The organism is Aeromonas media (assembly GCF_000819985.1).
GTDB lineage: Bacteria > Pseudomonadota > Gammaproteobacteria > Enterobacterales > Aeromonadaceae > Aeromonas > Aeromonas media.
In genome coordinates, this window is the sequence record NZ_CDBZ01000162.1 from 1 (window position 1) to 24,351 (window position 24,351).

The 24,351-nt window shown below is 60.1% G+C and carries 16 protein-coding genes; 10 read left to right on the forward strand and 6 right to left on the reverse strand.

What is annotated here, in order from left to right:
- Both BN1127_RS14010 and BN1127_RS14015 read right to left on the reverse strand, forming a co-directional pair.
- On the reverse strand, positions 1–1,111 hold a 1,111-nt coding region (locus BN1127_RS14010), incomplete at its 3' end, for an ABC transporter transmembrane domain-containing protein (RefSeq protein WP_042649908.1).
- Positions 1,112–1,254: 143 nt separating this feature from the next.
- Entirely contained in the window at positions 1,255–4,053 is a 2,799-nt protein-coding gene (locus tag BN1127_RS14015) for a response regulator (RefSeq protein WP_042649882.1), read from the reverse strand.
- A gap of 154 nt (positions 4,054–4,207) precedes the next feature.
- Here BN1127_RS14015 and trxC point away from each other — a divergent pair, with 154 nt between their 5' ends.
- From trxC to BN1127_RS14030, 3 genes are all read left to right on the forward strand, one after another.
- A complete protein-coding gene (gene trxC / locus BN1127_RS14020) occupies positions 4,208–4,648 on the forward strand; it encodes a thioredoxin TrxC (protein WP_042649883.1) in 441 nt (146 codons plus the stop codon).
- Positions 4,649–4,802: 154 nt separating this feature from the next.
- A complete protein-coding gene (locus BN1127_RS14025) occupies positions 4,803–6,188 on the forward strand; it encodes an SLC13 family permease (protein WP_005323530.1) in 1,386 nt (461 codons plus the stop codon).
- A 301-nt stretch (positions 6,189–6,489) separates the two neighbouring features.
- Positions 6,490–7,044, forward strand: a complete 555-nt coding sequence (locus tag BN1127_RS14030) for a cytochrome b/b6 domain-containing protein (protein WP_042649884.1) — start codon at positions 6,490–6,492, stop codon at positions 7,042–7,044.
- A gap of 64 nt (positions 7,045–7,108) precedes the next feature.
- Here BN1127_RS14030 and BN1127_RS14035 read toward each other — a convergent pair whose 3' ends face one another.
- Both BN1127_RS14035 and BN1127_RS14040 read right to left on the reverse strand, forming a co-directional pair.
- A complete protein-coding gene (locus BN1127_RS14035; RefSeq protein WP_042649885.1) occupies positions 7,109–9,583 on the reverse strand; it encodes a glycogen/starch/alpha-glucan phosphorylase in 2,475 nt (824 codons plus the stop codon).
- Positions 9,584–9,979: 396 nt separating this feature from the next.
- A complete protein-coding gene (locus tag BN1127_RS14040; RefSeq protein ID WP_005323525.1) occupies positions 9,980–10,177 on the reverse strand; it encodes a DUF4250 domain-containing protein in 198 nt (65 codons plus the stop codon).
- Between the two features lie 233 nt (positions 10,178–10,410).
- On the opposite strand from BN1127_RS14040, the gene BN1127_RS14045 reads away from it, so the two are divergent.
- Positions 10,411–10,890, forward strand: coding sequence for a cell division inhibitor (locus BN1127_RS14045; protein WP_042649886.1), 480 nt, complete (start codon positions 10,411–10,413; stop codon positions 10,888–10,890).
- A gap of 160 nt (positions 10,891–11,050) precedes the next feature.
- Here the strand turns inward: BN1127_RS14045 and BN1127_RS14050 are convergent, their stop codons facing one another.
- On the reverse strand, positions 11,051–12,574 hold the full coding sequence (locus BN1127_RS14050; RefSeq protein ID WP_042649887.1) for a fumarate hydratase: 1,524 nt from the start codon (positions 12,572–12,574) through the stop codon (positions 11,051–11,053).
- 209 nt (positions 12,575–12,783) lie between these two features.
- Here BN1127_RS14050 and pabB point away from each other — a divergent pair, with 209 nt between their 5' ends.
- The 3 genes from pabB (at position 12,784) to BN1127_RS14065 (ending at position 16,296) form a co-directional block, all read left to right on the forward strand.
- On the forward strand, positions 12,784–14,160 hold the full coding sequence (gene pabB / locus BN1127_RS14055) for an aminodeoxychorismate synthase component I (protein ID WP_042649888.1): 1,377 nt from the start codon (positions 12,784–12,786) through the stop codon (positions 14,158–14,160).
- 55 nt (positions 14,161–14,215) lie between these two features.
- Positions 14,216–14,806 (forward strand): CoA pyrophosphatase, encoded by a 591-nt coding sequence (locus BN1127_RS14060; RefSeq protein WP_041206924.1) that lies wholly within the window; start codon positions 14,216–14,218, stop codon positions 14,804–14,806.
- A gap of 191 nt (positions 14,807–14,997) precedes the next feature.
- Complete coding sequence (locus tag BN1127_RS14065) at positions 14,998–16,296, forward strand: HAAAP family serine/threonine permease (RefSeq protein WP_042649889.1); 1,299 nt, start codon at positions 14,998–15,000, stop codon at positions 16,294–16,296.
- Positions 16,297–17,058: 762 nt separating this feature from the next.
- On the opposite strand, the gene sstT is transcribed toward BN1127_RS14065, so the two are convergent.
- The gene (gene sstT / locus BN1127_RS14070) at positions 17,059–18,309 is read right to left on the reverse strand and encodes a serine/threonine transporter SstT (protein ID WP_041205671.1); all 1,251 of its coding nucleotides are present in this window, start codon (positions 18,307–18,309) and stop codon (positions 17,059–17,061) included.
- A gap of 336 nt (positions 18,310–18,645) precedes the next feature.
- On the opposite strand from sstT, the gene BN1127_RS14075 reads away from it, so the two are divergent.
- The 3 genes from BN1127_RS14075 (at position 18,646) to BN1127_RS14090 (ending at position 24,348) form a co-directional block, all read left to right on the forward strand.
- Positions 18,646–20,568: a RecQ family ATP-dependent DNA helicase gene (locus tag BN1127_RS14075; protein ID WP_042649890.1), complete on the forward strand. Its 1,923-nt coding sequence runs from the start codon at positions 18,646–18,648 to the stop codon at positions 20,566–20,568.
- Positions 20,569–21,129: 561 nt separating this feature from the next.
- On the forward strand, positions 21,130–23,052 hold the full coding sequence (locus tag BN1127_RS14085; RefSeq protein ID WP_042649892.1) for a PrkA family serine protein kinase: 1,923 nt from the start codon (positions 21,130–21,132) through the stop codon (positions 23,050–23,052).
- A gap of 24 nt (positions 23,053–23,076) precedes the next feature.
- Positions 23,077–24,348 (forward strand): YeaH/YhbH family protein, encoded by a 1,272-nt coding sequence (locus BN1127_RS14090; RefSeq protein ID WP_042649893.1) that lies wholly within the window; start codon positions 23,077–23,079, stop codon positions 24,346–24,348.
- The last annotated feature ends 3 nt before the right edge of the window (positions 24,349–24,351 follow it).

Genomic DNA, 24,351 nt, shown 5'->3' on the forward strand with positions numbered 1-24,351 from the left:
CAGTGCGCCCCACCACCCCCAGCATGCCTCCTTGTTGCAGGGCAAAGTCGATGCCCGCAAGCAGGCTGCGTTGCTCCAGCTGATAGCCCAGGCCCCTGGCCTCAAGGGGCAGAGCCGAGACAAAGGCCGCAGGCCGGGTGGGCTCTTCGATGTCGCTGCGCTCCCCCAACATGCTCTCGATGCGTGAGTAGGCGGCACTGCCCCGCTCTATGATGTTGAACAGCCAGGCGATGGCGAACATGGGCCAGATGAGCTGACCCAGATACATGGTGAAGCTGGTGAGCTCCCCCAGGGTCAGCTTGTCTTGCAGTACCAGGGCGCTGCCGCCGGCCACCGCGAGGAAGTAGGAGCAGCCGATGCACAGGTAGATGACGGGATCGAACTTGGCATCGATGCGAGCCACCGCCATGTTGCGCTCTCCCGCCTGACGGGTCAGCTCGGCGAAGCCTTGATCCTCGAGGGACTCCACCGCATAGGACTTGAGCACCCGCACCCCGGAGAGGGCCTCCTGGGTCTTGTTGTTGAGCCGGGAGAAGGCCCCCTGCGCCGCCTTGAACTCCTTGTAGATCTGGGTACCAAAGCGGTTCATGAAGAAGGCCATCACCGGCAGCGGCAACAGGGAGAGCAGGGTCAGCTGCCAGGAGTACTGGCTGCACATGATGGAGAGCACCAGGATCCCGACGATGAAGGAGTCCACCAGGGTCAGTACCCCCTCTCCGGCCGTCATCTCCACCGCCTGGATGTCGTTGGTGGCATGGGCCATCAGATCGCCGGTGCGGTGGCGCTGATAGAAATCCGGGCTCATGCGGGTGAAGTGGGTAAAGAGGCGGTTGCGCAGCACATAGGCGAGCCGGTAGGAGGCCCCGAACAGCATGACCCGCCACACATAACGCAGCAGATAGATGAGCAGGCCGAGGCCAAGGAGCCCCGCCAGATAGCCCATCAGGGTACCGTCATCGAGCTCCCCCCTGGCGATACCATCCACTACCCAGCCCACCACCTTGGGGGGGATCACGGTCAACAGGGCCACCATCATCAGCAGGGAGATGGCCATCAGATAACGCCGCCACTGATCCTTGAAAAACCAGCCAAGCCGCAAAAATACGCTCACAGTAAAGTCCTTGCTCGCGGCACAGCCGGCGCCGCGTGGTCATAGAGAGAAGCTCAATACAATCGCCCCCGAGGTGGGGGCGATGGGAGTGGGTCATCATAGCCTGAAGCGGACGACTTGAGAACGATTGCTATCTCACCGGTTCACAGCCGCTTGTCGGGGGGCGAGAACGGGAAGGCGACCGACTCCTGCTGCTCGCCGGTCAGCAGGAAGTGGGAGACCTCCTCCCGGGTCTGGATGAAGACCTGCTGCAACTGGGTCAGTTCGCCCTCGCTCAGCTCCTCTTGCAGCCGCAGCCGCCACTCCAGCTCGCCAGCCAGCAGTTGCAGGCGGGAGGCGGAGATGTTGGCCGACACCCCCTTCAAGGTGTGCAACAGGCGGCAGGCCACTTCGGGCTGCTGGCGGCGCAGGGCGGAGCGAATGTCCCACAGATCGTCCTTGTGCTCCGAGAGGAACAGCTTGAACAGGATCTGCAGCGCCTCCCTGTCCTGCTCCAGCCGGTGCAGGGCATCCTCCAGATCCAGCACCCCCATCAGATCCGGCGGCTTGACCTCGGGCGGCGCCCGCCGCTCGCCGCTGGCGCTCTTCACCCACTGCAGCAGGTTGTTGTAGAGATCCAGCTTGCTCACCGGCTTGGTGACATAGCCGTTCATGCCGACCCCGAGGCAGCGCTCCCGGTCCCCCGGCATGGCGCTGGCGGTGAGTGCTATGATGGGCACATCGTGTTTGTCCACCATCTTGCGGATCTGGCGGGTCGCATCCAGGCCGTCGAGCACCGGCATCTGCAAATCCATCAGGATCACGTCAAAGGGCTGCTCCGCCACCTGCTCCACCGCCTCGCGCCCGTTGTCCACCACGGTGACCACCGCCTCGACCCGGCGCAGGTACTCCATGATGAGTTGCTGGTTGACACGGTTGTCTTCGGCCAGCAGCACCCGGGTCCCGTGCAGCAGCTCCCGAAAGTGCTGCTGATCGCCCTGTGCCTCGGCCTGACGAACCTTGCTGTCGTGGGAGCTGCCGTTGAGCAGCTCGTCCACCTTGGCCAGCAGGGCATTCTCTGTCATGGGCTTGGGCAGGAAGTGGGTCAGCCCCATGCTCTCCATGCGTCCGTGCAGCCCCTCCCTGGACCAGGCGCTGGTCATCAGGATGGGCAGGCGCCGCCACTGGCTGTGTTGATACATCTCGAGGGCAAGATCCAGGCCATCCTCCTGCCCCATGCGCCAGTCGAGGATGGCAAGCCGGATGTGGTGGCCCTCCTCTCGCAGCACCTGGCGGGCACGGGAGAGGCTGTTGACCGCGATCACCGAGGCACCAGCCCGGCCCAGTATGTCCTTGGCGAGCTCCAGCACCAGTTCGTTGTCATCCATCATCAGGATGAGGGGCTGGTGATCGAAGAAGACCCGGCGCCCGGAGACCCCATAGACAGCCTGGGACAGGGGGATCTCGAACAGGAAGGTGGAACCCACCCCGGGCTTGCTCTGCACCTTGATCTCCCCCCCCATCAGCCCCACCAGCCGCTGGGAGATGTTGAGCCCAAGCCCCGAGCCGCCATATTTGCGGGTGTTGCCCGCCTCCAGCTGGGTGAAGGGCTGGAACAGCTGCGCCTGTTTCTCCGGCGCTATGCCGATGCCGGTGTCCCGCACGCTGAAACAGACCCGCATCGGGTATTGATTGACTAGAGTGATGGCCACCTCCACCTCCCCCCGTTCGGTGAACTTGATGGCGTTGTTGACCAGATTGACCAGCACCTGACCGAGTCGCAGCGGATCGCCGCGCAGAAAATCGGGCACCGCAGGCGACTTGTTGATGATGACCTCGATCTGCTTGCGCTCCGCCAGGTCCGCAAACATGGCGGCCAGGGAGTCGAGCTGCTCGCTGAGATCGAAGTCGATCTCCTCGAGCGTCAGCTTGCCGGACTCCACCTTGGTCAAATCCAGGATGTCGTTGATGAGCAACAACAAGGTGTCAGACGAGGACTTTATCTTATTGAGATAGTCCCGCTGCTGCTGATCGAGCTTGGTCTGCAGCGCCAGGGCACTGAAGCCGATGATGGCATTCATGGGGGTGCGGATCTCGTGGCTCATGTTGGCCAGAAAATCGCTCTTGGCCTGGGCCAGCAAGGCGGCGTGGCGGGACAGCTCGCTCAGCTTCTGGTTGCGGCGCCACAGAGTCGCGGCCACCAGCGAGAAGCAGAGCAGCGCCCCCCCCAGCACCATCAGATAGAAACGGCTCTTGAGGGACGAGGCCTGATCCAGCTTGCTCTGTTTCCACGCCGGCAGCGAGGACAGCCCCTTCATCTCGACGATCTGGTTACGCAGGCGATGGTACTCCATCACCTGCTGATTGAGCTCCTGGCTGAGTCGGGTAAGGGCCATGACCTTGGGCTGCCCGGGGGAGGTCTCCATCAGCCGCTGCTGCAGTTGCTGCAGTTGACGCTGTTCGCTCGTGTCCCAGCTGCGCCTGAGGTAGTGGCTCAACCGAGCAAGCTCGGTAAGATCGCGGGATTGCTCGGCCCCGGCCGGCAGCGTTGCCAGCAGTGCCTTGAGCTGGCTCTGGAAACGAGGCGCCAGGTATTCGATGGTCATCTCCATGGTGTAGAACCTGGCGAGATCCAGCAGATAGCCATCGATGTCCCGTTGCAGCGCCTGGGAAGCGGGATCATCCACCGAGCCCGGGTCTTCGCGCACCTGGCTCACGAAGCGATCCAGGCTGTTTGACAGCAGGCTGAGGCGCTGCTGTACGCTGCCATCGCTGGCCTTCTCTCGCCCCAGCAGATACACGGTGTCGGTATTGACCCGGTTGAGGACCAGCTCTGCGGCCACGCTCAGATCGGAGGCGCGTTGTTGCTGGCTCAGCAACTGCCAGCAATAGGCAGAAAACGCCAGCAGCGATACGATGATAAGGCCAAAGACAACACGATTGACCCGTGCAACACTCTTCATCCCGTCACGATTCTCATGTCATGGTCAGCCATCCGGTGACTCAGGGTCACGACCAGACAGCCGAGTGTGAAAAACAACTGAGCGCTATGTTACCGTTAGTCTGCTCTGTGAATGCAATAAAGATGTTGCCGGGCCATGAATAAAGGAACCAATTATGTCACTTGTCACTACCTATTGTAGCCATTGCTTCACCCGCAATCGCCTGCCCGCCGAAAAAACAGACTCAAACGCGAAGTGTGGTCGCTGCCACCAACTCCTGTTTTCCCACTCCCCGGTGGCGGGCCGACAGACCAACTTTGATGCCTTGATCCAGTCTGACATTCCGGTGGTGGTCGACTTCTGGGCCAGCTGGTGCGGTCCCTGTCTGCAGTTCGCCCCTGTCTTTCAGGAGATAGCGCTTGAGCTCGAACCCCGCATCCGCTTCGTGAAACTCGACACCGAACAGGAAGCCGCCATCGCCAGCCGCTACGCCATTCGCAGCATACCGACCCTGATGATCTTCAGAGGGGGACAGATCCTGGCTCAGCGCAGCGGCTCCCTGCCCAAGAGCCTGTTCAAGGAGTGGCTGCTCTCCACCGCGGCAGCGCCCAAATGAAAACAGAATGTTTAATTTCTGTTTAATGTCAGATCCATTTTCACTTGACTCTGTGAGTCGCCACATGCTTTGACCACATCCCCCTGTTTCAAACAGGGGGATAAATGTAATCTCGGCAACACAACAACAACCATAAATTAACCGAGAGAACAACATGAATACCTCTGCAGTCCCTTCCGCCCCTACACGCTGGCTGGACATCAAGGCCGGGATCGTCATCCTGGATCTCCTGCTGCTCTGTGCCATGCTCGCCTGGCTTCCGTTTGATCCCATGGTCAACAAAGGCCTCGGCATCCTGATCTTCATCGCCATTCTCTGGCTGACCGAAGCGGTGAACATCACCATCACGGCCTTGTCCATCCCGGTGCTCGCCACCCTGCTCGGGGTGTTTGACATGAGCAAGTCGCTGACCGACTTCGCCAACCCTGTCCTGTTCCTCTTCTTCGGCGGCTTTGCCCTGGCGGCGGCCCTCTCCAAGCAGGGACTCGATACCCAGATCGCCGCCAAGGTGATGCAGCTTGCCAAGGGTCACCTTGGCTGGGCAGCCATAGTGCTGTTCACCATCACGGCTGCGCTCTCCATGTGGATCAGCAACACCGCCACCGCCGCCATGATGATGCCGCTGGCCCTCGGCATGCTCAAGGGCCTCGACGTTCACAAGGAGCGTCGCACTTTGGTCTTCGTCCTGCTTGGCGTCGCCTACAGCGCCAGCATCGGCGGGATCGGCACTCTGGTGGGCAGCCCCCCCAATGCCATCGCCGCCGCCCAGATGGGACTGGGCTTCACCGACTGGCTGAAGTTCGGCATCCCGGTGGTGCTCATCTTCATGCCAGTAGGCATAGGCCTGCTCTACTGGGTAACGCGCCCCAACCTGTCGCACCAGGTCAGCACCGAGCAGGTCACCATAGAGTGGACCGGCCAGCGCAAGACCACCTTGCTCATCTTCCTGACCACAGTGCTGCTGTGGATTGGCTCCCAGCCCATAGCTGCGGCCCTGGGGGGCATTCCCCAGTTCGATACCCTGATCGCCATGGGCGCCATCCTGGCCATCGCCGTCAGCCGGGTCGCCAGCTGGGATGACATCAACCAGAACACCGACTGGGGCGTGCTGCTGCTGTTCGGGGGTGGTCTTACCTTAAGCGCCGTCCTCAAGCAAACCGGGGCCAACGCCTTCCTGGCGGAGCACCTCTCCAGTGCGCTCTCCACCATGCCCATCTTCATCATTCTGCTCTGCCTGGCCGCCTTCGTGGTGTTCCTGACCGAGCTGGTCTCCAACACCGCCACCGCCGCCCTGCTGGTGCCGCTGTTCGCCGGTGTGGCCGAGGCGCTGGGGGTCTCCCCCATAGTGGTCTCCGTGCTTATCGCCGTCGGGGCCTCCTGCGCCTTCATGCTGCCGGTGGCCACGCCGCCAAACGCCATCGTCTTCGCCAGCGGTCACATCCAGCAGCGGGAGATGATGCGGGCAGGTCTGGTGCTGAACCTGGTGTTTACCCTCATCTTGACCCTGCTGGCCTATTTCTTCGGCGATATCCTGCACTGATCCCCGGCCAGGCAGATGGGCCTGAGGATGCTGACGGAGCAAGCCCCTGAGCCGTCGAACACCCCAAGTCTGTTGACACACCAGAGCCCCGCACCGTCGGGGCTCTGTTTATTCCTCCCTCTGGTGATTCCCCCAGCCTCTCGCTCTCTCCTTGCAACTGGCCCTGCCCCTGTGGCGCACCTCAGGTCATTAACACGGCCTTAAGAAAGTACCTCCATGATGCGGACAATGGCACTCCGGCAATCGGCGCATGGAAAGCCGGGATGGATCACTACGAGAGGAAAACATCATGGAGAAAGCGATGGGAAGCAGCAAGGCCATCAGGGTCTGGGATCCCCTGATCAGGGTGTTTCACTGGGCCACCGTCCTGCTGTGCGTGCTCAACCTGTTCATCCTGGAGGAAGGCAGACGCAATCACCGCTATGTCGGGTACGCCTTGGCCGGATTGCTGGTGCTGCGCATCCTGTGGGGATTGGTCGGCTCCGACTACGCCAGGTTTGCCCAGTGGTTTCCGACTCCGGCCCGCCTGGGCCGCTACCTGCAGGCCAGCTGGCAGGGCAAACACCCCTATCATGCCGGCCACAATCCGCTGGGCGCCTTGATGATACTGATGATGTTGACCTGCCTGGTGGGGACAGCGGTCACCGGGATCATGACGGGGTACGAGCAGCTGTTTGATGAAGACCTCATGGAAGAGCTCCACGAGTTCTTTGCCAAGGCGCTGCAGATAGCCATCTTCATCCATGTGTTGGCGGTCATCGTCCTCGATCGCCTGACCCGGAGCGATCTCATCAGGGCCATGATCACCGGCAGGAAGCGCGTGCCAGCCGGCACCGAGATCGTCGACAAGCGTTGAGGCCTCCTCGACCAGATGACATAAAAAAACCCCGCGATGCGGGGTTTTTTCATATTGGGTGTGCTCAGCCGACGTTGCAGCTCTTCAATTTCCAGATCCGGTCCACGTAGTCCTGGATGGAGCGGTCGGAGTTGAACTTGCCCATGGTGGCCGAGTTGATGATGACCTTCTTCGCCCACAGCGCCGGATCCCGATACCAGGTATCGATCAACTTGTGCGCTTCCGAGTAGGAGGCGAAATCGGCCAGGGTCAGGTAGGGATCCCCTCCTTCTAGCAAGGAGCGCTTGATGGAGGCGAGTTCGCCCGGACGACCCGGCGTGAAGTAGTCGGTGTCGAACCAGTCCAGCACCGCCTTGAGCTCGGAGTTGGCGTAGTAGAAGTCGTACGGGTTGTAACCGCGCGCCTTCAGGGACTTCACCTCGTCCACGTTCAGGCCGAAGATGGCGCAGTTCTCGGCCCCCGCCTCTTCGGCGATCTCGATGTTGGCGCCGTCCAGGGTGCCTATGGTGATGGCGCCGTTCAGTGCCATCTTCATGTTGCCGGTACCTGAGGCTTCGTAGCCTGCGGTGGAGATCTGCTCGGAGACATCCGCCGCCGGGATCAACTTCTCGGCCAGACTCACCCGGTAGTTCGGCATGAACACCACTTTCAGCTTGCCCTGGATGCGGGCGTCGTTGTTGACCCGCTCCGCCAGCTTGTTGATGGCGTAGATGATGTCCTTGGCCAGCTTGTAACCGGGCGCCGCCTTGGAGCCGAAGATGAACACCCGCGGGTGCATGTCATAGTCGGGGTTCGCCAGCAGACGACGGTAGAGCGCCATGATGTGGATGAGGTTCAGCTGCTGGCGCTTGTACTCGTGCAGACGCTTGATCTGGACGTCGAAGATCGCCTCGGCCGAGACATCGATGCCGGTTTCCGCCTTGATGACCTTGACCAGCTTCTCCTTGTTGTGACGCTTGATGGTCATGAACTGCTGCTGGAACGCCTTGTCGTCAGCAAACTTGGTCACGCTACGCAGCTTGTCCAGCTGCAGCGGCCACTCCTTGCCCACCACCTCGCTGTAGAGAGCGGCGAGCTCGGGGTTGCAGGCCAGCAGCCAGCGACGGGGGGTCACGCCGTTGGTGACGTTGCACATCTTCTCGGGCCACAGCTCGGCATACTCGGGGAAGAGATCCTCTTTCACCAGCTTGGAGTGGATCTCGGCCACGCCGTTCACCTTGCAGGAGCCGATGACGCACAGGTTGCCCATGCGCACCTTGCGCACGTCCCCTTCTTCGATGATGGAGAGCTTGGCCTTGATGGCGTCGTTGCCCGGCCATTTGGGCTCCACCAGCTCGTTCAGGAAGCGGGCGTTGATCTCGTAGATGATCTCGAGATGACGGGGCAGCACCTTCTCGAACAGGCTGACGGACCACTTCTCCAGTGCTTCCGGCAGCAGGGTGTGGTTGGTGTAGGAGAAGACCTGGTAGCAGATGGCCCAGGCGGCATCCCAGTTCAAGTCTTCCTCGTCCACCAGCACCCGCATCAACTCGGGGATGGCCACTGTCGGGTGGGTATCGTTGAGCTGGATGGCAATTTGCGCGGCAAAGTTGCGGAAGTCCGAACCATGGACCCGCTTGTAGCGGCGCATGATGTCCTTGATGGAGCAGGCACAGAAGAAGTACTGCTGGATCAGGCGCAGCTCTTTGCCTGCATCTGTCTCATCATTCGGGTAGAGCACCTTGGAGATGGTCTCGGCCTGAGCCTTCTCGGCCTGGGAGTCAATGTAACCACCGGCGTTGAACACGTCCCAGTCGAAGAACTCGGAGGCGCGGGATTCCCACAGGCGCAGGATATTGACGGTGTGACCACCAAAGCCCACCACAGGGATGTCCCAAGGCACCCCTTTGATCTTGCGACCGGCGTGCCACACCTTCTTCAGGCCGCCCTTGTCACCGAACACGGTCTCCACATAGCCGTAGAGCGGGATCTCCTGCACCGATTCGGGGCGGCAGATCTCCCAGGGGTTGCCATATTCACGCCAGGAGTCCGGGCGCTCGATCTGGCGACCATCCTGGATCTCCTGACGGAACAGGCCGTGCTCGTAGTGGATGCCGTAGCCCACCGCCGGGTAATTCAGGGTGGCCAGGGAGTCGATGAAGCAGGCGGCCAGACGACCCAGGCCGCCGTTGCCAAGGGCCATGTCCGGCTCTTGTTCGCACAGATCGGTCAATTCCAGACCGAGTTCACCCAGGGCCTCTTCGCAGATCTTGTACAGAGAGAGGTTGTGCAGGTTGTTGGAGGTCAAACGCCCCATCAGGAATTCAGCAGAGAGATAGTGAATCGCACGAGTATCTTTCTTGAAGTGAGTCTGCTGAGTGCGGGTCAGGCGCTCGTACACCTGTTCGTTGACGGCGGCAGCGGTCGCTTTCCACCATGCTTCGGGAGAGGCTTTCTGTTCGCTTGTACCCAAGGTAGAACGCAGGTGACGCACGATACTCGCCTTGAGCTGTTCTTTATCCAGTTGGAGATCTTGGTCTGTCTTCTTCTTGGTAGCCATAAACCATTTTCCTTCGTTACAAATAAAAAATGTTATCCCCTTGAGGGACCGGCGCTGTTGTTATCTCAGAATATGTTCCGGCGTGGGCATACTAGCTAAAGCCGGGGGTTTAAAAGTTAACGTGAGTCACACTTTAACGCATAAAAATGACAGTTTCACCATGAAAACCCTTTCCTATATCTCGCCTGAACAAAATAAAAATAACCTTAAAAATCAAAACATTGAGTGAAATTAAAAAAGATGGATTCATGAATAGGTTTTCAATGATTGCCAGCGGCTGAAAATACGTGAAAATAAGCGCCAACTAGGCCGGCGATGAAATCGCTTTCAATGTTTGGTGTCTCAGCGCGGCAATAAAAGGAAGCTGCCCCAATTGGGGCAGCTTCCCGAGCTGAATTAACCATGGGCCTTGAACTGGTTACTCATGGGGTCGTAGTGATAACCAATCTGCTGCAGACGGGTGGCCAGCTGATCCTCTGTCATGTCGTAGTAAGCCAGCAACTCTTCCAGACCATCGCACTCCAGCCGCAGCTTCTCGTTGATGATCCCGAGCAGAATATTGGCGTCCAGCCGTTGCAAGGTGCTCACATCCATCTTGGTCCCTCCTCTTGCCATACATACTGTATAACCATGAGCGCCGGCCCGCGCTTTGTCTACAGGTTAAAAAACACCCGCCCCGTCATCGATATAAATAGCATTTAAATTCAATAAGTTAATAAAAATCCCTGTTAGTCGGCTCACATTTTTAATCACAAACGCCTTGTCACTGGCATGAGATAGAACTACTGTATACGCATACAGCATGGTTATTCATACAGGACACACATATGAGCCAGCCCCTGAGTCACCGTCCACTCTCCTCCTCTGCCGGTGTGATCACCACCTGGCCCACCCGCCATCAGAGCAAGGCGGAGCATGAGCATCGACTGGCCATGGATCTCCATGAAGCCCCGTTGCTGGATGCGTTGGGAAGATTGAGCCAAAGCGACAGCGGCTGGATTTTGCTCATAGCTCCGCCAGGGCTGCCCGTGGCCAAGCAACTGCAAGCACAGGGGATCAATCCCGCTCGGGTACTGGTGGTTCACGGCCCCAAGATCAAGAACTGGCAACGTCTGCTGGAGCAGAGCCTGGCCAACGGTCATTGTGCAGCCGTCTTGACCTGGTTGCCCGAACGGGTTGCCCTGGATCGCAGCCACCTCAGCACCCTGGGGCAGCGTGCCGGTGTCCTGACTCGCTTCTTCGAGCCCACCCCTGCCCAGGGGGGGCCTCTCTGTTACGGTGGGCAGGACGTCTACCTGAACCATTGAGTCATATCGTGCCGACCCGGGCTGGCAGAGCTCCCCGCCCCGCGCGTCAGTCTGGCAGGGCGGCAACCAAGACGAGAAAGGCGACCCTGAGGTCGCCTTCTGTCATATGGGCTGTGATGAGCTGCCATCTGCCCGGCGCCCCGCGAGGGCTTGCACCGGATCAGGCGAGCTTGGTATCCAGCTCGGCGATTTTGGCAGACCAGTAGGCCGGGCCGGTTTCATGGATGTTGTTGCCCTGGGAGTCGACCGCCACTGTTACCGGCATGTCTTCCACCTCGAACTCATAGATGGCTTCCATCCCCAGATCGGCGAAGGCTACCACGCGCGCCTTCTTGATGGCCTTGGCCACCAGATAGGCGGCGCCGCCAACGGCCATCAGATAAACGGCCTGGTGCTGTTTGATGCTCTCGACGGTTTTCGGACCGCGCTCGGACTTGCCTATCATGCCGATGAGGCCGGTTTCGCCCAGCATCATGTCGGTGAATTTGTCCATCCGGGTGGAGGTAGTTGGGCCGGCCGGGCCGACCACTTCGTCACGTACCGCATCGACCGGGCCGACGTAGTAGATGAAACGGTTGGTGAAGTCGACCCCTTCCGGCAAGCCTTCGCCATTTTTCAGCATGTCGGCAATGCGCTTGTGGGCGGCGTCACGGCCGGTGAGGATCTTGCCGGAGAGCAGCACTGTATCGCCGCTCTTCCAGCTGGCGAGTTCGGCCTTGGTGATGCCGTCGACATTGACCCGGCGCACGTTGCCGCCCGCTTCACGGGTGATTTCCGGCCAGTCACTCAGCCTCGGCGGAGTCAACTCGGCGGGGCCAGAGCCATCGAGCTCGAAGTGAACGTGACGGGTGGCGGCGCAGTTGGGGATCATCACCACCGGCTTGGAGGCGGCATGAGTCGGGGCGGACTTGACCTTCACGTCCAGCACTGTGGTGAGGCCCCCCAGCCCCTGGGCACCAATCCCCAGCCGGTTGACCTTGTCATAGAGCTCTACCCTCAGCTTCTCTTCTGTGGTCTCTGGACCCCGGGCGATCAGCTCCTGAATGTCGATGTGCTCCATCAGGGCTTCCTTGGCGAGCACGGCCGCCTTCTCGGCGGTACCGCCGATGCCGATCCCCAGCATGCCAGGAGGGCACCAGCCAGCGCCCATGGTCGGCACGGTTTTGAGCACCCATTCGACCACGTCGTCGGAGGGGTTTAGCATCACCATCTTGGACTTGTTCTCGGAGCCGCCGCCTTTGGCCGCTATGCTCACTTCCACCTTGTCCCCCGGAATCATGTCGATGTGCACCACGGCAGGGGCGTTGTCCTTGGTGTTCTTGCGACTGCCGGCCGGATCGGCGAGCACGGAGGCGCGCAGCGGGTTGTCCGGATTGGTGTAGGCGCGGCGGGTACCCTCGTCCACCATCTCCTGCACCGTCATGTCGCTGTCCCACTGCACCTGCATGCCGATCTTGACGAAGCAGGTGACGATGCCGGTGTCCTGGCACAGGGGGCGATGCCCTTCGGCAGACATGCGGGAGTTGATCAGGATCTGGGCCAAGGCATCCTTGGCGGCCGGGTTGATCTCGCGGTCATAGGCAGCCTTGGCGGCTTGGACAAAATCGAGGGGGTGGTAGAAAGAGATGTACTGCAGGGCGTCAGCAATGGAATCGATAAAGTCCTGTTTTCTAATGATGCTCATATCATCCTCACTGGTCCTTGTCGTCGCTTGCGCGAGCAAGGGCTTCCATATGAGCCGGGCCTTCGGCAGGCGGCGAATGCGCACAGAGCCGGCGACTACGGCGTGTTTTTATAACGGTGTTTTTCTTAAAAATGCCGGCGGCCATGATACGCTTGAGCACCCGAACCGGCTAGGGAGCTGGGTGCAAACTGTTGCCTGTGTAACAAAAAATGAAACCAAGACTGCATATCCACCATTTCGATCCGCAAGCATCGCTTCACGCCCTGTTTGCCCGCTTGCAACACCAGGCCTGGGCCATCCTGCTGGAATCGGCAGGCCCAACGGGCGCCGACAACCGCTTTGACATCATCAGCGCCGATCCGCTCGCCACCCTGGAGACCCGGGGTGCCAGCACCTGCCTCACCCGGGCTGGCCACCAGAGCCATCATGACGGCGATCCCCTCGCCCTGCTCGCCGAGACCCAACGAGCCCTGCTGGGCGAACTGGTGCAGGATGAGCATGACCTGCCCTTCATCGGGGGCGCCCTGGGGCTCTTTGGCTACGATCTGGGCCGGCGCTTCGAGCGTCTGCCCGTCCAGGCCAGTGCGGACATCCAGGTACCCGACATGGCGGTGGGGATCTACGACTGGACACTGCTGCGAAACGTCGCAACCGGTCGCTGGCAGCTGGTGCACTGGGGAGATGAAACCGGGCTCGCCAGACGCCTGCAGTGGCTGGCGGCGCAAGCCCCTCAGCCCTGCGCCCCCTTCGCCTTGCAGGGCGAGTGGCAGAGCAACATGAGCCGGGCCGAGTACGGCGAAAAGTTCGCCTGCATCCAGGCCTATCTGGCGGCAGGGGATTGCTATCAAATCAACCTGACCCAGCGCTTCAGCGCCCCCTATGGAGGGGACGAGTGGTCCGCCTATCTCGCCCTCAGTGCCGCCAACAAGGCCCCCTTCTCCGCCTTTGTCCGGCTGCCCCGTAGCGCCATTTTGAGCCTCTCCCCCGAGCGCTTCCTGCTGCTCGATGGCCGCCACATCGAGACCAAGCCCATCAAGGGCACCCGACCTCGCCATCCGGACCCCGCGATCGACAAACAGGTGGCCGAGTCGCTCGCCAGTGCCGACAAGGACAGATCGGAGAACCTGATGATCGTGGATCTGCTGCGTAACGACATAGGCCGGGTCAGCCGCCCGGGCTCCGTCAGCGTGCCGAGCCTGTTTGCGGTGGAGTCCTTCCCCGCCGTGCATCACCTGGTCTCCACCATTCACGGCGAGCTGGATGCGCGCTGGCAGGGGGTGGATCTGCTACGGGCCTGTTTCCCTGGCGGCTCCATCACGGGGGCCCCCAAGATCCGGGCGATGGAGATCATCGAGGAGCTGGAGCCGGTGCGCCGAAACGCCTATTGCGGCAGCATCGGCTATCTGAGCCAGCACGGCCGGATGGACACCAGCATCTGCATTCGCACCCTGATAGCCGAAGCCGGCCGGCTCCATTGCTGGGCAGGGGGGGGCATCATCGCCGACTCAGACCCGGACGCCGAATATCAGGAGACCTACGACAAGGTGGCCCGCATCCTGCCGCTGCTGGATGCCTTGCGCCAATGAGCCTGTGACTGCCCTCGCCCGCCCCAAGGAGACCAGGACCGAGATGGATATCGAGATGAACCGCGCCGAGCTGCTGACCCGCTTCCTGTTGCAGCGCCCCGCTCCCGCCCACCGTCTGATGCTGGCGGGGCTCAAGCCGGCGGCTGTGCTGATCCCCCTGGTGGAGCGTCCCCAGGGGCTGCACCTGTTGCTGACCCGTCGCAGCACCACCCTGCGCCACCATCCGGGGCAGATAAGTTTCCCCGGCGGGCGCCAGGATCCGGAAGATGAGAGCCTGATCCACACCGCCCTGCGAGAGACCCATGAAGAGCTCGGGATCCCCGCCTCCCAGATCCGGGTCATCGGCAGCCTCACCCCGCTCAACACCATCTCCCTGTATGACGTCCTGCCTGTGCTGGCCATGATAGACCCCGACTATCGGCTTGCTCTCAGCCCCGATGAGGTGGCGCAGGCCTTCGAAGTGCCCCTCAGCCATGTGCTGGATCCGGCCCACCACATCGCCCTGACCCTCCCAAGGGCGGGCAAGCGCCACACCATCTATTGGATCCCCTGGCAACACTCCTTCATCTGGGGGGCCACCGCCAGCATGATCCGCCAGCTGGCCCAGCACCTGTCAGGACAACATATTGATAACCTTTCAGGGTGAGAAATTATCCAATTAACATTCAACTAACACTGCATATGATAAATAAATTTTGATTTTTTATTCTTTTGATCACATTTCCATAAGAAAGTGCGGGTTTCGGCCTCATAAAGGTGAATCTGATCAACATTTTTGATTAAAAAAAAAGTATTCTTGCGCCGACTAATTAAAACCACACATTCGGGGTGAGACACATGTCCAATACTGTCACTGGCGCACAGGACGTTGCAGCCGCACAGGAGCAAGGAATCAGCTCGGTCCAATCACGCGGTTGGAGCAAACAAGACACCACCTGGGTTATCAGCCTGTTCGGCACCGCCGTCGGCGCCGGCATCCTGTTCCTGCCCATCAACGCTGGCATGGGTGGCTTCTGGCCACTGGTGGTGATGGCGCTGCTGGTCGGCCCCATGACCTACCTGGCCCACCGCGGCCTGGCGCGCTTCGTGCTTTCCTCCAAGAAGCCAAATGCGGACATCACCGAAGTGGTGGAAGAGCATTTCGGCGTGGGCGCTGGCAAATTAATCACCCTGCTCTACTTCTTTGCCATCTACCCCATAGTGCTGATCTACGGCGTGGGCATCACCAATACCGTCGAGAGCTTCCTGGTCAACCAGCTGCAGATGACGGCGCCGCCGCGCTGGATCCTCTCCATCGTGCTGATCATGGCCATGATGTCGGTCATGCTGGCTGGTGAGAAGCTGATGCTGAAGGTCACCGAGTTCTTGGTGTACCCCCTCATCGCCATCCTGGCGGGCATCTCCCTGTACCTCATCCCGGACTGGACCGGCGCCGCCCTGGCCCAGGTACCTTCTGCCAAAGATTTCGCCACCACCCTGTGGCTGACCATCCCGGTGCTGGTGTTCTCCTTCAACCACAGCCCGGCCATCTCCAGCTTCGCCCTGGCCCAGCGCCGTGATCACGGTGACAACGCCGTCGCCAAGTCCGATGCCATCTTGAAGCGCACCGCGCTCATCCTGCTCGGCTTCGTGATGTTCTTCGTCTTCTCCTGCGTGATGAGCCTGACACCGGCCCAACTGGCAGAAGCCAAGTCCCAGAACATTGCCGTGCTCTCCTACCTGGCCAACCAGCATGCGAGCCCCATCATCTCCTACTTCGGTCCGCTGGTTGCCTTCGTGGCCATCGTCTCCTCCTTCTTCGGCCACTATCTGGGTGCCCGTGAAGGCCTGAAGGGCATGGTAATGCAGCAGATGCGCTCCTCCGGCAAGGAACCGAACCACAAGAAGATCGAACTGTTCATCATCGCCTTCTTCATCCTGACCCTGTGGGGCGTGGCCGTGATCAACCCCTCCATCCTCGGCATGATCGAATCCCTGGGTGGTCCCATCATCGCCACCATCCTGTTCCTGATGCCGATGTACGCCATCAAGCGCGTCCCGGCCATGGCGAAATACCAGGGCCAGATCAGCAACGTGTTCGTGGCAACCATGGGCCTCATCGCCATCTCTGCCATCCTCTATCAACTGGTCGGCTAACCCGCCTGCGATAGCCAGGGTCAACCGGATCGCCGGTTGACCCTGCCAGAGACCCACAGCCCGGCAGGCTCAGCTTGCCGGGCTGTTTTCATTGCGGGGCACCGGGTTCGGCAAGGGCCTGGATAAGGCCATCTTCCCTATCAGCCACCTTTCCCAACCGGCCACCTGCTGCGTTGCCGCCCGTGCAATCTGCCCCTTTCCTCACATCCCGCCCGTGGGCAAAAGGGATGGCAGCCTGGCTGCCCCATGCTGCCGAGTGAGCCCCCACCCATGTTCCCTTCTGACCTTCCCCAGCCCTTTGCCGGGTTCCCGTGCAAGAGGATGGGCGCTATACCGCGCCTACATCGGGCACCTCGGGCCTCCCCGCAGGGGTCTGGGTTTGCATCCAATACACGGGGTACCGTCGCTCGCCAGCCCCGCTCTCAGATGCAACGGCGCCGAGCAGAATCTCTGATGCTCCAGATCGGCGCCCATATGCCCGCTGACGAGCCTTGAGGCCTTACCGCGATGGCGGCACGGCGGCATGCTGCCCATCAACGCCTGAGCCTATGGACCTCGCCGCGCCTGGTGCCCTTCTTACTCCAGAGGGGTAGCCGCGACCGCCCTAGCAGGCAGGCGCCGATACTCCCATGAACGAGAGACACCACGGCGGCAACGGGCAGATGGGAAGCAGGAAGGAGCCAGTGTTGCTGGCATGAAATCGCAGGCAATAAAAAGCGCCCTCCGAAGAGGGCGCCAGCATTTAGGGAAAAGCTAAGAGGATCAGGCTTCGCGGCTGGGCAGCGGGGCCGCTTCCAGCAGGCTCTCATCCTCGGCCATGCAAGCGGCCGCGGTGAACAGCACGTCGGTGGAGCTGTTGAGCGCCGTTTCGGCGGAGTCCTGCAGCACCCCAATGATGAAGCCCACGGCAACGACCTGCATGGCAATGTCGTTGCTGATGCCAAACAGGCTGCACGCCAGCGGGATCAGCAGCAGGGAGCCACCAGCCACGCCGGAGGCGCCACAGGCACTGACGGTGGCGACCACGGAGAGCAGAATGGCGGTGGCCATATCCACTTCCATCCCCAGGGTGTGCACCGCCGCCATAGAGAGCACAGTGATGGTGATGGCGGCGCCGGCCATGTTGATGGTGGCGCCCAGCGGAATGGAGACCGCATAGGTGTCTTCCGGCAGACGCAGTTTCTCGGCCAGCGCCATGTTGACCGGGATGTTGGCGGCGGAGCTGCGGGTGAAGAAGGCGGTCACGCCACTCTCTTTCAGGCAGGTCAGCACCAGCGGATAGGGATTGCGCTTGATCTTCCAGAACACGATGAGCGGGTTGACCACGAAGGCGATGAACAGCATGCAGCCGATCAGCACCACCAGCAGTTGGGCATAGCCAAACAGCGCATCGAAACCTGTCTCGGCCAGGGTGGAGGCAACCAGACCCAGGATGCCGAGCGGGGCGCAGCGGATCACGGCCTTGACGATGGCAGAGACCCCGTGGGACACATCGGAAATCAGCGCCTTGGTGCTCTCATTGGCGTGACGCATAGCGATGCCGAGGCCGATGGCCCAGGCCAGGATACCGATGTAGTTGGCATCCAGCAGCGCCTTCACCGGGTTGGTCACCACGTTGAACAGCAGGGTCTGCAGTACCTCGGTAATGCCGCCCGGCGGGGTGATCTCGGCAGTGCTGGCAACCAGGTGCAGGTTGGAGGGGAACAGGAAGCTCGCCATCACGGCCACCACGGCGGCCAGGAAGGTCCCCAGCACATAGAGCAGCAAGATCGGCTTCATGTTGGTCTTCTGACCCTGCTTGTGACCGATGATCGCCGACATCACCAGCACGAAGACCAGCAGCGGAGCGACCGCCTTCAGGGCACCGACGAACAGGCTGCCAAGCAGACCCGCCGCCTTGGCCCATTCAGGCATGAACATGGCAAGGAGGATACCGAATACCAGACCGACCAGGATCTGGCTAACCAGACTGGTGCTGTTGACCAGTTTTATGAGGGGGTGTTGTTGTGTCATCAAATAGTCCCTGTGCACTCATGGTGCGTGAATCATTAGTCCTGTTGGCAACCTGCCGCACGCATTGGCACCGGCCTGTGGACGGTGGTGCCGTTGGCAAACCTTCTTCTGGGTTTGTCCAGTACGCTTGGGGTTGCGGACAAGGAATATCCCATCTGCCATCTTTTTTTTCCACATAATCACTGAAAAATATCAGGGTTACCTCACAAAAAATCTACAACAATGTGATAACACAATATCAACCACGGTCAAATTGTCACCAAACCAGTCCTATCATCGGCCGATGTGGGGCGAGAGTGGTATCATGCCGCTCACTTTGCACTGGAGCCTGTTGCCATGATCACCTCTTTATTGACCCGACACTTCGGCTTCGATCAGCTGCGACCCGGCCAGGAAGCGGTGATCAGCCGCCTGCTGGCCGGCAAGAGTGCGGCAGCCATCTTCCCGACCGGCGCAGGCAAGTCCCTCTGCTACCAGTTGCCCGCGCTGGCACTGCCCCATCTGACCCTGGTCATCTCCCCCCTGCTGGCGCTGATGCACGATCAGCTCGCCTTCTTGCAACGCAAGGGGATCGCCGCCGCCACCCTGGACTCCAGTCAGACCCCCGAGGAGAGTCGGCGGGTGATGCAGCAGGCCAGTGACGGCCAGCTCAAGATCCTGATGATCTCGGTGGAGCGCCTCAAGAACGAGCGCTTTCGCCGCTTCATCGCCCAGGTGCCGCTCTCCCTGCTGGTGGTGGACGAGGCGCACTGCATCTCGGAATGGGGCCACAACTTTCGGCCCGACTACCTGAAGCTGCCGGACCATCGCCGCGATCTCGCCATTCCCCAAGTACTGCTGCTCACCGCCACCGCCACCCCGGCGGTCATGGCAGATATGCAGGCCAAATTCGCCATCGAGGCCGAGGATCTGGTGGTGACGGGTTTCTATCGCCCCAATCTGGATCTCGCCGTCATTCCGCTGGCCGGCAGTGCCCGCGATGGTTGGCTGCGTGACGAATTGCGCCGCGATCCCGCAGCCCCCACCATCGTCTACGTCACCCTGCAACAGAGTGCGCAGCAGTGCGCCGATCAGTTGCAGGCCATCGGCATCCGCGCCTGTGCCTATCATGCGGGGCTGGAGCCCGCCCTGCGCAGCCAGATCCAGCACGACTTCATGGCTGGCCGACTCGACTGCATCGTCGCCACCATCGCCTTTGGCATGGGCATCGACAAGGCCGATATCCGCCGGGTCATTCACTACGATCTGCCCAAATCCATCGAGAACTACAGCCAGGAGATAGGCCGCGCCGGACGTGACGGACTCCCCTCCCGCTGCATGGTGCTGGCGAGCCGCGCCCAGTTGCCTGTGCTGGAAAACTTCGTCTATGGGGACACCCCTGACAGGGAGGCCATCCTGAGCTTGCTCCAGATCCTGCAACAGAGCGGTGCCGAGTGGGAATTTGGCCTGCTGCGCCTCTCCAACGAGACCAACATTCGCCAACTGCCCCTCAAGACCCTGTTGGTCTATCTGGAGATGGCGGGGATCATTGCCCCGGCCTACAGCTACTTTGCCGAGTACCGTTTCAAGTTCGTGCTGGAAAAAAGGGAGATCCTGGCCCGCTTCAACCCCGATCGCCGTCAGTTCCTGGAGCAGCTGTTTGCCTGTGCGCCCCAGGCGCGCAGCTGGTGCACCATGGACTTCGATGCACTGTGGCAGGGTTATCAGGGGGAACGCCAGCGCGCCGCGGCGGCACTGGACTATCTGCAGCAGCAGGGCTGGATCGAGCTGGAGAGCAAACAGATGACGGAGGTGTATCGAGTCGTGCGCCAGCATATCGACCCGGCGGCACTGGCCGAAGAGCTGCATGGACTGTTTGAAAAGAAAGAGCAGAGCGAGCTGGCACGCTTGCAGGCCCTGCTGGGGTTCTTTACCTCGACCCGTTGCCTGAGCCATGAGCTGGCCCGCTATTTTGCCGATGAAGAGGCGCCCGAGCGCTGTGGTCACTGCTCCGTCTGCCGGGGGGAGATAGCCGTGCTGCCGCCGCTGCCATCTCCGGGCTTGCTCAACGAGCACGGCTTGCGCGCCTGGTGCGATCCTCTGATTGCCCTGTGTCACCAGCGCCATCCCAGGATCCTGACCCGCTTCCTGTGTGGCATCGCCACCCCCCTGACCACCCGGATCAAGGCGAGAAACCTGGCCGGTTTTGGCCAGCTGGCGGCGCATCCCTTCGCCGAGGTGCTGGCGGCGGTGTCGGCGATCTATCCTGCCGACGCTTGATCGCCCGCTTGCCGGACACTGAAAAAATAAGACCCTCGCGGATGCGAGGGTCAAGCCAACGGAAACGTGCTTAAACAGAGCTTAGTATCTGCACAATCACCCACTCTCTTGCTAAAGCGATGACTGCTCGACACAGGGCCAATCTAGAGCAGCCAGAATGTAGCGTCAATGTAAAAATTAGAGCTTAAACACCAAACAACAATCATTACGTTAACGTAAGCGTAATGAAAATTCAGCCCTTCTCCTCTGCCACCCTTGCCCTGCCTGCACTTCGATTCCACAAACCGGGAAACCATCATTTCCTGCTCCTGCCACACAAACATTTATTTTTTATGTCTTTGACATTTGCATCACTGTCGTGGCAAAAATAATTTAACAGTCAGTAACATAGAGATGTCATTGGCTGCCTCTTCCCGCATGAGGATCGGGAAGCTCCCGTACAAACTTAAACCAACGATGCGATGGATTACTGGGGGCTGTTGACTAGGCTTAAGAGGTAAACAGAACAAAAGTAGTGATCCACTCTTTTTCAGGGTAAGCGACTATAACGAGGGCTAAGTTATGGGCATCTTCGAGCACTATCAACAGCGGTATGAGAAGGCCAGAGAGGAGGAGTACAGCATCCAGGAGTTTCTGGATATGTGCAAACAGGACAAATCCTGCTACGCCTCCGCAGCTGAACGACTGCTGGTTGCCATCGGCGAACCGGAAATGATCGATACCTCCGTCAATCCGCGCCTCAGCCGCCTCTTTTCCAACCGCGTCGTCGCACGCTATCCCGCTTTCAAAGACTTCTATGGCATGGAAGAGGCCATCGAGCAGATCGTCTCCTACCTCAAGCACTCCGCCCAGGGACTGGAAGAGAAGAAGCAGATCCTCTATCTACTCGGCCCCGTTGGCGGCGGCAAATCTTCGCTGGCCGAGAAACTCAAGTCCCTGATGCAAAAAGTGCCCATCTATCGCATCAAAGGATCGCCGGTCAACGACCACCCCTTCTGCCTGTTCGACATCGAGGAGGACGGCGAGATCCTGGAAAAAGAGTACGGTATCCCACGCCGCTACCTGAGGCCCATCATGTCCCCTTGGGCGGCCAAGCGGCTGCATGAGTTTGGCGGCGACATCACCAAATTCAAAGTGGAGAAGGTCAACCCCTCCATCCTGGATCAGATTGCCATCGCCAAGACAGAACCTGGCGATGACAACAACCAGGACATCTCCTCCCTGGTGGGCAAGGTCGACATCCGCATGCTGGAGCACTATGCCCAGGATGATGCCGATGCCTACTCTTACTCAGGGGCGCTGTGCAAGGCGAACCAGGGGATGATGGAATTCGTAGAGATGTTCAAGGCCCCCATCAAGGTACTGCACCCCTTGCTGACCGCGACCCAGGAAGGAAACTACAACGGCACCGAGGGGCTCTCCGCCCTCCCCTTCGACGGCATCCTGCTTGCCCACTCCAACGAATCCGAGTGGCAGCAGTTCCGCAACAACAAGAACAACGAAGCCTTCCTCGACCGGGTATACATCGTCAAGGTGCCTTATTGCCTGCGCGTCTCGGAAGAGGTGAAGATCTACGAGAAACTGCTGTTCAACAGCGAGCTGACCGAGGCCAAGTGCGCCCCGGGCACCCTGGAGCTGCTGGGCCAGTTCTCGGTGCTGTCGCGGCTCAAGGAACCGGAAAACTCCAGCCTCTACTCCAAGATGCGGGTCTATGACGGCGAGAGCCTCAAAGATACAGATCCCAAGGCGAAGAGCTATCAGGAGTACCGCGACTACGCCGGTGTCGACGAGGGCATGAACGGCCTCTCCACCCGCTTTGCGTTCAAGATCCTCTCCCGTGTCTTCAACTTCGACCATGCGGAAGTGGCGGCCAACCCTGTCCACCTCTTCTATGTGCTGGAGCAGCAGATCGAGCGCGAGCAGTTCCCGCAGGAGCTGCACGATCGCTACCTTGAGTTCATCAAGGGCTATCTGACCCCGCGCTACGTGGAGTTCATCGGCAAGGAGATCCAGACCGCCTATCTCGAGTCATATTCAGAGTACGGGCAGAACATCTTCGATCGCTACGTCACCTACGCCGACTTCTGGATCCAGGATCAGGAGTACCGTGATCCCGAGACCGGCCAGCTCTTTGATCGGTCGTCGCTCAACAGTGAGCTGGAGAAAATTGAGAAACCCGCCGGGATCAGCAACCCGAAGGATTTTCGCAACGAGATCGTCAACTTCGTGCTGCGTGCACGGGCCAACAATGCAGGCCGTAACCCCAACTGGACCAGTTACGAGAAGCTGCGCACCGTGATCGAGAAGAAGATGTTCTCCAACACGGAAGAGCTGCTGCCGGTTATCTCCTTCAACAGCAAAACCTCGGCCGAGGAGCAGAAGAAGCACGATAACTTTGTCGAACGGATGATGGAGAAAGGCTACACCCGTAAACAGGTGCGTCTGCTCTCCGAATGGTATCTCAGGGTACGCAAGTCATCCTGACCCTGCCGTGTTCAAGGGGGAGTTATGGCGCATTTTATCGACCGCAGGCTCAACGGCAAAAACAAAAGCGCTGTCAATCGGCAGCGCTTCATCCGCCGCTACAAGAAGCAGATCAAACAAGCGGTCTCGGTTGCTGTCTCCAAGCGCAGCATTCAGGACGTGGACAAGGGCGAGAGCATCAGCATCCCGACCAAGGACATCGGTGAACCCCATTTCCATCAAGGCCAAGGCGGTAAACGGGAGATGGTGCACCCGGGCAACGATCAGTTCGTTTCCGGTGACAAGATTGACCGCCCCAAGGGAGGGGGCAGCGGTCAGGGTGGAGGCGAAGGCCAGGCCTCGGATCAGGGAGAGGGTGCTGACGACTTCGTGTTTCAGATCTCCAAGGATGAGTATCTTGACCTGCTGTTTGAGGATCTGGAGCTGCCACGGTTGCAGAAGACCCAGCTCAATCAGCTGATGGAGATGAAGACCTACCGAGCTGGCTACACCTCCAACGGGGTGCCCGCCAACATCAATGTGGTGCGCTCGCTGCAAAACTCGCTGGCGCGGCGCATGGCGCTGCAGGCGGGCAAGAAGCGCCAGATGCACGAGCTGGAGGAGCGGCTGGCCCTGCTGGCTGTCGATCCCAACGAACATTTTGCCGAGATGGCACAGCTCAAAAAAGAGATCAGGGAGCTGAAACAGCGGATCGAGGCAGTGCCCTTCATCGACACCTTCGATCTCAAGTTCAACAACTTCGTCAAACGGCCCGTGCCCTCCAGTCAGGCGGTGATGTTCTGCCTGATGGATGTCTCCGGCTCCATGGATCAGGCCACCAAGGAGATGGCCAAGCGTTTCTATATCCTGCTCTATCTGTTCCTGAGCCGGACCTACAAGAACGTCGAGGTAGTCTACATTCGCCACCACACCCAGGCCAAGGAGGTGGATGAACACGAGTTCTTCTACTCCCAGGAGACCGGTGGCACCATCGTCTCCAGCGCGCTCAAGATGATGAACGACATCATCAACGAGCGTTATCCGGCCAACCAGTGGAATATCTATGCGGCGCAGGCATCAGATGGTGACAACTGGGCGGATGACTCACCGCAATGCCGGGAGATCCTGATGCGCGACATCATGCCGCGGGTGCGCTACTACTCCTACATCGAGATCACCACCCGCGCTCACCAGACTCTGTGGCACGAGTATGAGTCGGTGGCCGACCAATACCCCCACTTCGCGATGGAACATATTCGCAAGGTTGAGGACATCTATCCGGTGTTCCGGGAGTTGTTCAAGAAGCAAGCGGCTTGAGGG

What these genes read in the sequence shown, in the direction of transcription:
- BN1127_RS14030 (WP_042649884.1), top strand. Translation starts at nt 6,490, where the DNA reads ATGGGAAGCAGCAAGGCCATCAGGGTCTGGGATCCCCTGATCAGGGTG.
- BN1127_RS14050 (WP_042649887.1), bottom strand. Translation starts at nt 12,574, where the DNA reads ATGAGCATCATTAGAAAACAGGACTTTATCGATTCCATTGCTGACGCC.
- BN1127_RS14025 (WP_005323530.1), top strand. Translation starts at nt 4,803, where the DNA reads ATGAATACCTCTGCAGTCCCTTCCGCCCCTACACGCTGGCTGGACATC.
- BN1127_RS14090 (WP_042649893.1), top strand. Translation starts at nt 23,077, where the DNA reads ATGGCGCATTTTATCGACCGCAGGCTCAACGGCAAAAACAAAAGCGCT.
- BN1127_RS14065 (WP_042649889.1), top strand. Translation starts at nt 14,998, where the DNA reads ATGTCCAATACTGTCACTGGCGCACAGGACGTTGCAGCCGCACAGGAG.
- BN1127_RS14045 (WP_042649886.1), top strand. Translation starts at nt 10,411, where the DNA reads ATGAGCCAGCCCCTGAGTCACCGTCCACTCTCCTCCTCTGCCGGTGTG.
- BN1127_RS14040 (WP_005323525.1), bottom strand. Translation starts at nt 10,177, where the DNA reads ATGGATGTGAGCACCTTGCAACGGCTGGACGCCAATATTCTGCTCGGG.
- sstT (WP_041205671.1), bottom strand. Translation starts at nt 18,309, where the DNA reads ATGACACAACAACACCCCCTCATAAAACTGGTCAACAGCACCAGTCTG.
- BN1127_RS14085 (WP_042649892.1), top strand. Translation starts at nt 21,130, where the DNA reads ATGGGCATCTTCGAGCACTATCAACAGCGGTATGAGAAGGCCAGAGAG.
- BN1127_RS14060 (WP_041206924.1), top strand. Translation starts at nt 14,216, where the DNA reads ATGAACCGCGCCGAGCTGCTGACCCGCTTCCTGTTGCAGCGCCCCGCT.
- trxC (WP_042649883.1), top strand. Translation starts at nt 4,208, where the DNA reads ATGTCACTTGTCACTACCTATTGTAGCCATTGCTTCACCCGCAATCGC.
- BN1127_RS14015 (WP_042649882.1), bottom strand. Translation starts at nt 4,053, where the DNA reads ATGAAGAGTGTTGCACGGGTCAATCGTGTTGTCTTTGGCCTTATCATC.
- BN1127_RS14035 (WP_042649885.1), bottom strand. Translation starts at nt 9,583, where the DNA reads ATGGCTACCAAGAAGAAGACAGACCAAGATCTCCAACTGGATAAAGAA.
- BN1127_RS14075 (WP_042649890.1), top strand. Translation starts at nt 18,646, where the DNA reads ATGATCACCTCTTTATTGACCCGACACTTCGGCTTCGATCAGCTGCGA.
- pabB (WP_042649888.1), top strand. Translation starts at nt 12,784, where the DNA reads ATGAAACCAAGACTGCATATCCACCATTTCGATCCGCAAGCATCGCTT.